This window comes from Sphingomonas sp. LH128 (assembly GCF_000293195.2).
GTDB lineage: Bacteria > Pseudomonadota > Alphaproteobacteria > Sphingomonadales > Sphingomonadaceae > Novosphingobium > Novosphingobium resinovorum_A.
Map to the genome: position 1 here is coordinate 1 of NZ_ALVC01000209.1, position 12,221 is coordinate 12,221.

10 protein-coding genes are annotated in these 12,221 nt (G+C 67.0%); 7 read left to right on the forward strand and 3 right to left on the reverse strand.

Annotation, left to right across the window (positions count from 1 at the left end; all coding sequences use genetic code 11):
• The 5 genes from kdpA to LH128_RS16840 form a co-directional block, all read left to right on the forward strand.
• The coding region (gene kdpA / locus LH128_RS16820) for a potassium-transporting ATPase subunit KdpA (protein WP_008830864.1) at positions 1-1,260 on the forward strand (1,260 nt) is incomplete at its 5' end.
• A gap of 10 nt (positions 1,261-1,270) precedes the next feature.
• Positions 1,271-3,307 carry a potassium-transporting ATPase subunit KdpB gene (gene kdpB, locus LH128_RS16825; RefSeq protein WP_008830865.1) on the forward strand — a complete coding sequence of 679 codons (2,037 nt, stop codon included), beginning with the start codon at positions 1,271-1,273 and terminating at the stop codon, positions 3,305-3,307.
• Positions 3,308-3,512: 205 nt separating this feature from the next.
• The gene (gene kdpC / locus LH128_RS16830; protein WP_008830866.1) at positions 3,513-4,115 is read left to right on the forward strand and encodes a potassium-transporting ATPase subunit KdpC; all 603 of its coding nucleotides are present in this window, start codon (positions 3,513-3,515) and stop codon (positions 4,113-4,115) included.
• Positions 4,112-6,802 (forward strand): sensor histidine kinase, encoded by a 2,691-nt coding sequence (locus tag LH128_RS16835; RefSeq protein ID WP_008830867.1) that lies wholly within the window; start codon positions 4,112-4,114, stop codon positions 6,800-6,802. Before kdpC ends, LH128_RS16835 begins: the two co-directional genes overlap by 4 nt.
• Positions 6,799-7,494: a response regulator gene (locus tag LH128_RS16840; RefSeq protein WP_008830868.1), complete on the forward strand. Its 696-nt coding sequence runs from the start codon at positions 6,799-6,801 to the stop codon at positions 7,492-7,494. The genes LH128_RS16835 and LH128_RS16840 overlap by 4 nt, the downstream gene beginning before the upstream one ends.
• Before the next feature lie 98 nt (positions 7,495-7,592).
• On the opposite strand, the gene LH128_RS16845 is transcribed toward LH128_RS16840, so the two are convergent.
• Entirely contained in the window at positions 7,593-9,494 is a 1,902-nt protein-coding gene (locus LH128_RS16845) for a potassium transporter Kup (RefSeq protein ID WP_008830869.1), read from the reverse strand.
• A 223-nt stretch (positions 9,495-9,717) separates the two neighbouring features.
• Between LH128_RS16845 and LH128_RS16850 the strand changes: the two genes are divergently transcribed.
• Both LH128_RS16850 and LH128_RS16855 read left to right on the forward strand, forming a co-directional pair.
• Positions 9,718-9,978: a hypothetical protein gene (locus tag LH128_RS16850; protein ID WP_008830870.1), complete on the forward strand. Its 261-nt coding sequence runs from the start codon at positions 9,718-9,720 to the stop codon at positions 9,976-9,978.
• 166 nt (positions 9,979-10,144) lie between these two features.
• Positions 10,145-10,423, forward strand: coding sequence for a hypothetical protein (locus LH128_RS16855; protein WP_008830871.1), 279 nt, complete (start codon positions 10,145-10,147; stop codon positions 10,421-10,423).
• 140 nt (positions 10,424-10,563) lie between these two features.
• On the opposite strand, the gene LH128_RS16860 is transcribed toward LH128_RS16855, so the two are convergent.
• Together LH128_RS16860 and LH128_RS16865 are read right to left on the reverse strand one after the other, a co-directional pair.
• On the reverse strand, positions 10,564-11,061 hold the full coding sequence (locus LH128_RS16860; protein ID WP_248006209.1) for a hypothetical protein: 498 nt from the start codon (positions 11,059-11,061) through the stop codon (positions 10,564-10,566).
• Between the two features lie 60 nt (positions 11,062-11,121).
• The coding region (locus LH128_RS16865; protein WP_037519916.1) for a putative bifunctional diguanylate cyclase/phosphodiesterase at positions 11,122-12,221 on the reverse strand (1,100 nt) is incomplete at its 5' end.

The window sequence follows — 12,221 nt, forward strand, 5'->3', positions numbered from 1 at the left end:
ATCGCGCTGGCCTTCGCGCTGTTCCGTGGGTTCGCGCGCCGCAGCGCTACCGGAATCGGCAACTTCTGGGCCGACATTACGCGCGTGACGCTCTACCTGCTGCTGCCCGCCTGCGTGGTCTACACGCTGTACCTGATTGCGGCGGGCGTGCCGCAGACGCTGGCGGCATCGGTCGACGTCTCGACGCTGGAAGGCGTGAAGCAGACGCTCGCGCTCGGCCCCGTCGCCTCGCAGGAGGCGATCAAGATGCTGGGCACCAACGGCGGCGGCTTCTTCAACGCCAATTCCGCTCACCCCTTCGAGAACCCGGACGCGCTGACCAACTTCGTCCAGATGCTGTCGATTTTCGTGATCGGCACCGGCATGACCTGGTGCTTCGGCAAGGCGGTGGGCAATACCCGCCAGGGCTGGGCGATCCTGGCGGCGATGATGACGATCTTCCTGATCGGCACCGCCGTGGTCTACTGGCAGGAAGCGGTGGGCAATCCGGTGCTCCATCACCTCGGCATCGCCGGAGGCAACATGGAAGGCAAGGAAGTCCGCTTCGGCGTGGTCGCCTCGGCGCTGTTCTCGGTCGTCACCACGGCGGCGAGCTGCGGCGCGGTCAATGCCATGCATGACAGCTTCACGGCGCTGGGCGGCATGATCCCGCTGTTCAACATGCAGCTTGGCGAAGTCGTCGTCGGCGGCGTCGGCGCAGGCATCTATGGCTTCCTGCTGTTCGCCATCCTTGCCGTCTTCGTTGCGGGTCTGATGGTGGGCCGAACGCCCGAGTACGTCGGCAAGAAGATCGAGAGCCGCGAGGTCAAGCTGGCGGTGCTGGCGATCGCGGTGCTGCCGCTGGTGATCCTGGGCATGACCGCCGTGGCCTCGGTGCTGCCTGCGGGCCTTGCCGGGCCGCTCAACAAGGGGCCGCACGGGTTCTCCGAGATCCTCTACGCCTTCACCAGCGCCGTAGGCAACAACGGCTCGGCCTTCGCGGGGCTGAGTGCGGGCACGCCGTTCTACAACGGCATGCTGGGCGTCGCCATGTGGCTCGGCCGGTTCTTCGTCATCGTGCCGATGCTGGCGATCGCGGGCAGCCTCGCCGCCAAAAGGTACACGCCGGAGACGGCGGGCAGTTTCCCCACCACCGGGCTGCTGTGGACGGGCCTGCTGATCGGCATCGTCCTGATCGTGGGCGGCCTGACCTTTCTTCCCAGCCTCGCCCTTGGCCCTGTCGCCGATCATCTCGCGATGATCCGTGGCCAGCTTTTCTGAGGACCTGACGATGTCCCGATCGCAAACCAAATCCCTGTTCACCGCAGACCTGATCGTTCCGGCGATCGGCGATGCCTTCCGCAAGCTCAATCCGAAGGAACTGATCCGCAACCCGGTGATGTTCACCACCGCCGTCGTCGCGGTGCTGCTGACGGTGCTGCTCATCGTCGGCCGCGACGGCCTCGACGCCGGGTTCAAGATCCAGCTGGTGCTGTGGCTCTGGTTGACCGTCCTGTTCGGCACGTTCGCCGAGGCGCTGGCAGAAGGGCGCGGCAAGGCGCAGGCCGCCAGCTTGCGCGCCACCAAGGCCGAACTCACTGCCAAGCGGCTGAAGGGTGACGGTAGCCGCTACGACTCCGTCCCCGCCAGCCTGCTGAAAAAGGACGACGTCGTCCTCGTCCAGACCGGCGATCTCATCCCCTCGGACGGCGAAGTCGTCGCCGGTGTCGCCTCGGTCAACGAGGCCGCGATCACGGGCGAGAGCGCGCCCGTCATCCGCGAGGCGGGCGGTGACCGCTCGGCGGTGACGGCGGGCACCCGCGTCATCTCCGACGAGATTCGCGTGCGTGTTACCGTCAATCCGGGGCAGGGCTTCCTCGACCGCATGATCGCGCTGGTCGAAGGCGCCGAGCGCCAGAAGACCCCCAACGAGATCGCCCTGACCCTGCTGTTGGTGGGCCTGACCATCATCTTCCTGATCGCCGTCGCCACCATCCCCGGCTTTGCCAGCTATGCGGGCGGTTCGGTGCCGGTGGCGATCCTTGCGGCGCTGCTCATCACGCTGATCCCGACCACGATCGCGGCGCTGCTTTCGGCCATCGGCATCGCGGGCATGGACCGGCTGGTGCGCTTCAACGTGCTGGCGAAGTCCGGCCGCGCGGTGGAGGCAGCGGGCGACATCGACGTGCTGTTGCTCGACAAGACCGGCACCATCACCGTCGGCGACCGTCAGGCCAGCGAGTTCCGCACGGTGGGCGGCGTGGGCATGAGCGAACTTGCCGAAGCCGCGCTGGTCGCCAGCCTTGCCGACGAGACGCCCGAGGGCCGCTCGATCGTCGTGCTGGCGCGCGAGAAGTTCGGCCAGACCGCGACGGCGCTTCCCGAGGGCGCCGAGGTCATCCCCTTCACCGCGCAGACCCGCATCTCCGGCGTCAACACCGGCGGGCGCGTGATCCAGAAGGGCGCGGTTCAGGCGATCCTTGCCGCCAATCCCGGCGCGGGCGCGACGGCCGCCGCCACCGAACTGCGCCGCATCGCCGACGAGATCGGCCGCGCGGGCGGCACGCCGCTGGCGGTCGCCGTCGACGGCAGGTTGCTGGGCGCGATCTTCCTCAAGGATATCGTCAAGGCGGGCATTCGCGAGCGCTTCGGCGAACTGCGCGCGATGGGCATCCGCACTGTCATGATCACCGGCGACAACCCACTGACGGCGGCCTCGATCGCGGCGGAATCGGGGGTGGACGACTTCCTCGCCGAAGCCACGGCGGAGGACAAGCTGGCGCTTATCCGCAAGGAGCAGCAGGGCGGCCGCCTCGTCGCGATGTGCGGCGACGGCACCAACGACGCCCCCGCGCTGGCGCAGGCGGACGTCGGCGTCGCCATGAACACCGGCACCCAGGCCGCGCGCGAGGCGGGCAACATGGTCGACCTCGACAGCGATCCGACCAAGCTGATCGAGGTCGTCGGCCTCGGCAAGCAGCTGCTGATGACGCGCGGCGCGCTGACCACGTTCTCGGTTGCGAACGACGTGGCCAAGTACTTCGCGATCATCCCGGCAATGTTCGTGGCGCTCTACCCCGGCCTCGGCGTGCTCAACGTGATGGGGCTGTCGAGCCCGCAGAGCGCGATCCTTTCGGCGATCATCTTCAACGCGCTCATCATCCCCTGCCTCGTCCCGCTGGCGCTGCGCGGCGTCACGTACAAGCCGATGAGCGCGGGACCGCTGCTGGCGCGCAACCTTGCGGTCTACGGCCTTGGCGGGCTGATCGCGCCGTTCGTCGGCATCAAGCTCATCGATCTCGCGGTCGGCGGGCTGGGACTGGCGTGAGGATGACGGCGAACTGAACCTTCTCTTTCCCGTCATTCCCGCGAAGGCGGGAACCCATCTCCTGAAGTAGCCGATCGCACGGCCATCAGATGGGTCCCCGCCTTCGCGGGAATGACGGGGAAAAAAGGGTAAACCTCTCAACACCGCTCAGGCTGAGCTTGTCGAAGCCCCCGAGGCGAAGCGCAGGCTCACAGGAGACAGACAAATGACCAACGATATTTCAAGCTCGCTGCGCCCCGCGCTCGTGATGACCGGGCTTTTCGCCATTCTGCTCGGCCTTGCCTATCCGCTGGCGATGACCGGGATCGGGCAAGCGCTGTTCCCGCGTCAGGCGAATGGCAGCCTCGTCACCGAAAGCGGCAGGGTGATCGGCTCCACCGTGGTCGGGCAGGCCTTCACTTCGGAGCGCTACTTCAACACCCGGCCTTCGGCGGCGGGCGCTTCCGATCAGGGGGGCTACGACGGCCTTGCCTCCTCCGGGTCCAACCTCGGCCCCGCCTCACAGGCGCTGCACGACCGGGTGCAGGCCGATCTCCAACGCATGCAGGCTGCGACACCAGGGCGTCCCGTTCCGTCCGACCTGGTGACCACCTCCGCCTCGGGGCTCGACCCCGATATCAGCCCCGAGGCGGCCTTGTATCAGGTGGACCGCGTGGCCCGCGCGCGTGGGCTCGAATCCGAAGCGCTGCGCCGCCTCGTCGCGGGCAGCATCGAGGAGCCGCTACTCGCCTTCATCGGCGAACGCCGCGTCAACGTGTTCGAACTCAATCGACGACTGGATGCATTGCGCGCTAAGCCGGTCCGGTGAACGAGCCTGAACGCCCATCGCCCGAAGCCCTCCTGCGCGCCGCCGCGCGGGAGGGTCGCGGCCGTCTCAAGATCTTCCTCGGCGCCGCGCCCGGCGTCGGCAAAACCTGGGAGATGCTGACCGAAGGCCACCAGCGCCGCGCGGCTGGGGTGGACGTGGTCGTCGGTGTCGTGGAAACGCACGGGCGGCGAGAGACCGGGGCGCTGGTCGAGGGCCACGAGGTGATCCCCCGCCGCACGGTGGACCACGTCGGTCACACGCTGGGCGAGATGGACATCGACGCCATCCTCGCCCGAGCGCCGGCCTTGGTGCTGGTCGATGAACTCGCGCATACCAACGCACCCGGCAGCCGCCATCCCAAGCGCTATCAGGACGTCGAGGAATTGCTCGACGCCGGGATCGACGTCTGTTCCACGCTCAACATCCAGCACGTCGAGAGCCTGAACGATGTGGTCGCCTCGTTCACCCGCGTCCGCGTGCGCGAGACGGTGCCCGATTCGATACTCGAACAGGCCGAGATCGAAGTCGTCGACATTCCGCCCGACGAACTGATCGAGCGGCTCAGGGACGGCAAGGTCTACGTGCCGCACGAGGCGACGCGCGCGCTGGGGCACTTCTTCTCCAAGTCCAACCTCACCGCGCTGCGCGAACTGGCGCTGCGCCGTGCGGCGCAGGCGGTGGACGCGCAAATGCTGGAGCACGTGCGCGCCCATGCGCTGGCGGGCAGCTTCGCGGTGGGCGAACGCATCGTCGTCGCTGTCAGCGAGCACCCTCATGCCGCCGGGCTGGTGCGCGCGGGCAAACGCATGGCCGACGCCTTGCGCGCGCCTTGGACCGCCGTGCACATCGAGACCCGGCGCGACCAGCACTTCTCCGATGGCGAGCGCCGACAACTGGCCGATACCCTTGCGCTGGCCTCGCGCCTCGGTGCTTCCACCGCCAGCATCCCGGCGGCGGGCGTCGTCGAAGGGCTGGGCGGCTTCGCAAAGGATGCGCGCGCGACGCAGATCGTCATCGGCAAGTCGCACCGCTCATGGTGGTTCGAGGCGCGGCACGGCTCGGTGGTGGACCGGCTGGTGCGCACGATCGGCGACGTCGCCGTGCACGTCCTGCCTTCGGGCGAGCCGGTTGCCAGTGGCCGCAAGCCCGAAAGGAGGCGAGGTCAACGATGGGGGCAATGGGGCCATCCGGCGCATTACCTGGGGGCGCTGCTGATGGTCGCGGCAATGACCGTGCTCGGCCGTCTGCTGGTCGAGGTGATCGACCTTGGCAACATCGCGCTGCTCTACCTGATCCCGGTGATGTTCGCGGCGGCCTCGTTCTCGCTGCGGGCGGGGCTGTTCGCGGGGCTGGCCTCCAGCCTCGCCTACAACTTCTTCTTCCTGCCGCCGACCGGCACGCTGACCGTTGCCAATCCCGAGAACGTGATCTCGATCCTGGTGCTGCTGGGCGTGGCGGTGGTCACCAGCCAGTTCGCCGCGCGGGTCCGCGCGCAGGCCGACCTCGCGGGCGCCAGCGCACGCCAGAACGCCGCGCTTGCCAGCTTCTCGCGCCAGTTGACGGCGGCGGCCACGCAGGACGAGCTGATGCAGGCGATCTGCGCCGAAGTCGCCCGTCTGCTCGACGTGCGCGCGGTGCTGCTGCTGCCCTCGCTGGCAGGCCCGGACCTCGCCGCCGCCTATCCGCCCGAGGACCGGATGGATCAGATCGAACTGGCCGCCGCACAATGGGCGATCGATAATGAGCAGCCCGCCGGGCGCGGCTCGGCGACGCTGACCGCCTCCGACTGGCTATTCCACCCGCTGCGTGCGTCCGCCGCATCCGGCCGCGGCGTGATGGCGGTCCTCGGCATCGCGCGCGAGGATGCCGGCGACCCGGTGCGATCGGACGAAGTGCCGCTGCTGATGAGCCTGCTCGATCAGGCGTCGATCGCCTTCGACCGCATGGCGCTGGAGGAGGAGAACCTCAAGGCGCAAGCCGTGGGCGAGCGCGACCGGCTACGCGCGGCGTTGCTCTCGTCGGTCAGCCATGACTTGCGCACGCCGCTCACCACGATCCTCACGGCGGCGCAGGAGTTCAGGACGCACCCGTCGCCCGACCTCGTCGAGACCATCGATGCCGAGGCGCAGCGCCTCAACCGCTTCGTCGCCAACCTGCTCGACATGGCCCGCGTCGAGGCGGGCGCGCTGCCGATGAAGCCCGAAGCGACCGACCTGTTCGACGCGGTTGCCAGTGCCGTCCACGATACCCGAAATGCGCTGCATGGGAGGCAGATCGACCTCGACATTGCGCCGGACATTCCGCTGGTACGGCTCGATCCGGTGCTGCTGCACCATTGCCTGATCAACCTGCTCGACAATGCCGGGCGCTATGGCGAACCCGGGACGCCGATCCTGGTGCGCTGCCGTCGTTCGCCGGGCGCCTTGCGGTTGTCGGTGATCGATCGGGGGCCGGGCATTCCGCCGGGTCAGGAAAAGCGCGTGTTCGAGACGTTCACCCGGCTCGAAGGCTCCGACCGGGTGCGCCATGGCACCGGGCTCGGCCTCGCCATCGTCAAGGGTTTCGCCGAGGCCATGGGCCTGTCGGTCGAGGCCGCCAACGCCGAGGACCCCTTCGGCGCCTGCTTCACCATCCGTATTCCCGAGGCGCTGATCATCCGGCACCTCGACAATGAGGACATGCCATGAAGACCCGCCACAAGGTGCTCATCGTCGATGACGAGTCGCATATCCGGCGCCTGATCCAGACGGCGCTCGGAAGGGCCGACTATGCGACGGTCGAGGCAGGCAACGCGCGCGAGACGATGGAGCGCCTGCGCGAGGAGCGCCCAGATCTCGTGCTGCTGGACCTTGGCCTGCCCGATCGTGACGGGCTGGAACTGGTGCCGCTGATCAAGAAGGAGACCGATGCGACGCTGATCATCGTCTCGGCGCGCGATGCCACGGACGAAAAGGTGGCGGCGCTGGATCTGGGGGCAGACGATTACCTGACCAAGCCGTTCGACACTGACGAACTGCTGGCGCGCCTGCGCGTGGCGCTGCGGCACCGGATGGCGCGCGGCGGGGGCGTGTCGGCCGTGACTGCGGGTGACGTGTCGATCGACCTGATGGAGCGGCGCATCACCAAGGCGGGCAGGGAAGTGCACCTCACGCCCAAGGAATATGCCGTGGTCGCGCAACTGGCGCAGCACCCGGGGCGGGTCATCACGCACCACCAGATCATGATGCAGGTCTGGCCGTCCGAGAACGAGCGCCACGTCGAATACCTGCGCGTGCTGGTGCGCAGCCTGCGGCAGAAGCTGGAGGACGATCCGCAGCGCCCGCAAATCATCGGCAACGAGATCGGCGTGGGCTATCGCCTGCACGTGTCGCCGGAGTGACGGGGATTTGTTCGTCATTGCGAGCGCAGCGAAGCAATCCAGGGCGGCTTAATACTGCCCTGGATTGCTTCGCTGCGCTCGCAATGACGCACGGAGTGTCAGATCTCCACTTGCGAGCCGAGTTCGACGACACGGTTCGTCGGCAGGTTGAAGAACTCCATCGGCGTCGCCGCATTGCGGATCATCCACGCGAAGAGCTTCTCGCGCCAGAGCGCCATGCCGGGCTTCTCGGAGGCGATCAGGGTCTGGCGGCTGAGGAAGTAGCTGGTGTCCATCGACCCGAACGGCGCGCCGCAGGTGGTGACGGCCTTGAGCGAGGCGGGAATGTCCACGTCCTCGAGGAAGCCGTGGCGCAGGCGCATGCGGTAGAAGTTCGCGCCGTGATCGGCGATGGTGATGCGGCCTTCCTCCGGCATCGACGGCACCGCTTCGGTCGTCACCGTGAGGATGACGATGCGCTCGTGCAACACCTTGTTGTGCTTGACGTTGTGAAGCAGCGCGGGCGGCACACCCTCGCTGGTTGAGGAGAGGAAGACGGCCGTACCCGCGACGCGGCGCACTGATCCGGCGGTGGACTTGATGAACAGGTCGAGGTCGATGGCACCCTCCGCAAGATAGCGGCGCATGACCTTGCGGCCCGTGGACCAGGTGGTGAGCATTACGAAGACGATCGCGGCGACCAGCAGGGGGAACCAGCCGCCGTCGGGGATCTTCGTCGCGTTCGACAGGAAGTAGGCGCCATCGATGATCAGGAACAGTCCGGTGACAGTCCCCGCCACCACCGGCGGCCAGCGCCAGACGCTGAAGGTGAGGACACCCAGCATGCAGGCGGTGATCACCATCGTCCCCGTCACCGCGATGCCGTAAGCCGCAGCCAGACTGCTCGATGAGCGGAACGAGAGCACCAGCAGGACGACGAAGACCAGCAGCGCCCAGTTGACGATCGGCACGTAGACCTGCCCCTCCGCCGAAGCGCTGGTGTGGAGGATGCGCAGCCTCGGCAGGAAGCCGAACTGCACCGCTTGGCGGGTGATCGAGAACGCGCCCGAAATCACCGCCTGGCTGGCGATGACGGTGGCCAGCGTCGCGAGGATCACCAGCGGCAGTCGTGCCCATTCCGGGGCGAGCAGGAAGAAGGGATTGCTCGCCGCCTCGGGATGGTCGAGCAGCAGAGCGCCCTGTCCCATGTAGTTGAGCATGAGGCAGGGCAGCGCGGCGTAGAGCCAGGCGATGCTGATGGCCTTGCGGCCGAAATGCCCCATGTCGGCATAGAGCGCCTCCGCGCCGGTCACCGCCAGCACCACCGACCCCAGCGCGAGGAACGCCAGCCTGGGATCGAGCGCGAAGAAGTGCCAAGCCCAGTACGGGTTGACGATGCCGATGATCTGAGGATGGACGATGATGTTGGTTACGCCCAGCACCGCGAGAACAACGAAGTACACCGCCATGACCGGCCCGAAGAATGCGCCGACCCGCTCGGTGCCGTGCTTCTGGATCAGGAACAGGCCGAGCAGGATGACGATCGCGATCGGCAGCACCAGTTCGCCCAGCGACGTCTCCACGACGGTAAGCCCCTCGACCGCCGACAGCACGGAGATGGCGGGGGTGATGATCGCATCGCCATAGAACAGCGCGGTCGCGATCACGCCCAGCATCGCGATCACCGGCGTCCAGCGCGTTTCGCCCAGGCTCCGCCCGATCAGCGCGAGGAGGGCCATCGAGCCGCCTTCGCCCTCGTTGTCGGCGCGCATGACGATGAAGACGTACTTGAACGTCACGATCAGCGTCATCGTCCAGAAGATCAGCGAGAGCACGCCGAAGATGTGAGCGTGGTCCACCGCCAGTGGATGGTGCCCGACGAAGCTCTCCTTGAGGGCGTAAAGCGGGGACGTGCCGATGTCCCCGAACACCACGCCCAGCGCGCCGAGCGCGAGCGTCGGCAGCCGCCCGTGAGGCCCGCTGCCGTGGCCCGAAATCGCACCGGTCTGGTCGCTGCTCAAGTCATGCCCTCTTGGTTGCTTTGCCCGATGCCCATGCCATGGAACCGCATTTGATCTCCATATCGGCAAGATGTCGAACACATATGATCGGCATATGATTTGCATTTTTCCGGCGCGAATTCCGGCGTGATCTTATGCAATCTCAATGCGGAGCCACAGGTTCCCCTCTCGAATTGCTATGCGAAGGTGCGTAGCTGAAGCGCCTCCTCAAGGGAGGTGATGTATGATCCGTTGGCATGAAACTCTGGCGGCGCAGATCGGCTTGCGCATCGGCGGCCTCGCTGTCCTGACGCTCGCGGCGATGACGGTGCGCGTGCTGTACACGCGGGTGCACGCCCATCCGCCCGCACCGGCCGGCCTTGCCGATCTTGGCCTGTGCGCGATCGTCGTCGTGCTCATGGTCGTGGGCGATGCCCTGCTGTTCGCGGGGCCGGCCTTGTGGAAGCAGGTGATGGTCCCCGGGCGCTGGTCGGCTACGGCCTAGCGGAGATCGAACTCGATCGGCACGGTCAGTTCCACGGTATCCGGACGTCCCGCAGGAATGGCGGGCAGGGGCCGGATAGCGGCGGAAGCGCCCCAGGTGAGCGAGCACCGATGCTTCCCAGTCCGGCCGGGTATCGCTGGACAGCCGGAGCGCTGCCGGAGCGGCGATGGCCTTCGGTGCCGTCGTCTGGGGCATCGGCGGGCCGGGATTGACGATCTCCACCGGCTCGGAGGCGAGGGGCTCGTTGGCCGGTGCGGTGACGAGCACGACCATCGGCTGGGGCGGAATTTCCCGGTCCGGCTGCGGCCTGGCCTCCTGCCTCTCGACGCGGGTTGGCCCCGGAGCGACGTGGCGTTCCGGTTCTGGCGGGGGCGCCAGCGACTGCAATTCGACGGTCAGCGGGGGAGAGTTCGGCATGACACGCGCTGCGGCGTCTGCCATGTGAACAGCGCGGCCAGCAGGGCCAATACCGCAATGCCGGTCGTCCCGGAAAGCCCCGCCAGACGCGCGGGCCAACTGGTGGGCTGATCGCAATAGCGCTGGCTCGAGGTCGTCGAAGCCGCCATGGGAGAGGCGCGCGTGATCTCAGCCGAAGCGATCGTTGCGGGCGTTCATGATCGCGCTGTTGATGATGATCGGGTCCGCGACCGAGGCCGAGTTGGCGAAGCCGCCGGAACTGTACGTGTCGCTGACGGTGTCGTTCGCCCAGGCGGTGGCGCGGAAATCGATCCAGCGGCTGCCGGGCTGCCACTTGTACTCGGCGTTATAGGCTTTCGCATGGACCTTGCTGAACGGGCACTGGACGTTGCCGAAGTAGTTGCCGCGTTCCCGGAAAGCGTAGGCTCCCATCAGGTCCACGTCGCCGAGATGGGCGGCGGCTGCGAGACGGATCGCGCGGTCTCCGGCGAAGAAGCTCTCGTTGTCGTCGGAGGTACACAGGTTCACGCGTAATGAAGGGTCGCAATAGGGGAACGTGGGTGAGCCACCGGTCGAGCGCAGGAAGTCCGGCACGTCATTGTAATTCTGGCCGGTCAGCAGGGTGGGCAGGCCGCGCGGACTGGCAGAACAGTTTTTGCGAACCAATCTCGAAAAGGAGGTTGCGAAAGTTTCCCCCTTGCGCACGTTCGATTGTCGCCGGAGCCCTCAGGACATCGCGAACAGAGCTTGCGCCGCCAGGGCGTCGGCCGGCTTGCCGAAATAGTATCCCTGAATCTTCCGGCAGCCGAGCTTGCGTACCATATCGACTTCCCGGCGGGTCTCGACCCCTTCCGCCGTAGTGCTCATGCCCAGACTTTCCGCCATCGTCACTACCGCCTGCAGGATGGCCAGGCATTCCCGGTTGCCGCCCGCTGCGCCATGGACGAACGACCGGTCCAGCTTGATGGTGGAAAAGCGCATCCTGCGCAGGTATCCCAGCGACGAATAGCCGGTGCCGAAGTCGTCCAGCGCCACTGTGCATCCCACCGCCATGACGTGCTCCAGAGCGGTGCAGGCGCGCGTCGCATCGCTCAGGAAGATGCTTTCGGTCACCTCGATCTCCAGGCGCTCGGGAGCAAGGCCGCTCGTCGTCAGGGCGCCGATGACACTGCACACGAAGTTCGGGTCCAGCAACTGCTCTCCCGATACGTTGACGGCGATGCGCACGTCTCCGGGCCAGCTTGCGGCTGCCTTGCAGGCTTCGTGCATGATCCATTCGCCGATCGGCACGATGAGGCGCGTTTCTTCCGCGATCGGGATGAATTTTTCCGGGCTGACGGGACCGTACTCGGTGCTCCGCCAGCGCAGCAGCGCCTCGAAGCTGACGACCGCTTCCGATTGCGCATCGACCACGGGCTGGAAGGCGAGGTGCAGTTCGTCCCGCTTCATGGCGCTTCGCAATGCGATCTCCAGCTTGCGGCGCTCCTCGGCCTGCGCGTGGAAGCTGCGCTCGTAGCGGCAGTGCGAATTGCTGCGGGTTTCCTTGGCACGATATAGCGCCAGATCGGCGTTGCGCATAATCGTCTCGGCGGTGGAGCCGTCATGCGGGCCGACCGCCCAGCCGATCGATGCGCCCACGAATACCGTATGCTGGCCGATCTCGTAAGGCTGGATCAGGCGGTCCGTGATGCGCCGGACCAGCAGCCTTACCCGATCGAGGTCGGATGCCTCGGGAATGACCACCGCGAAGGCGCCGCCGCTGAAGCGACCGCACATGTCGCTGTCGGCGATCTGCTCCCTGAGACGTTCGGCGACGCGCGCCAGCA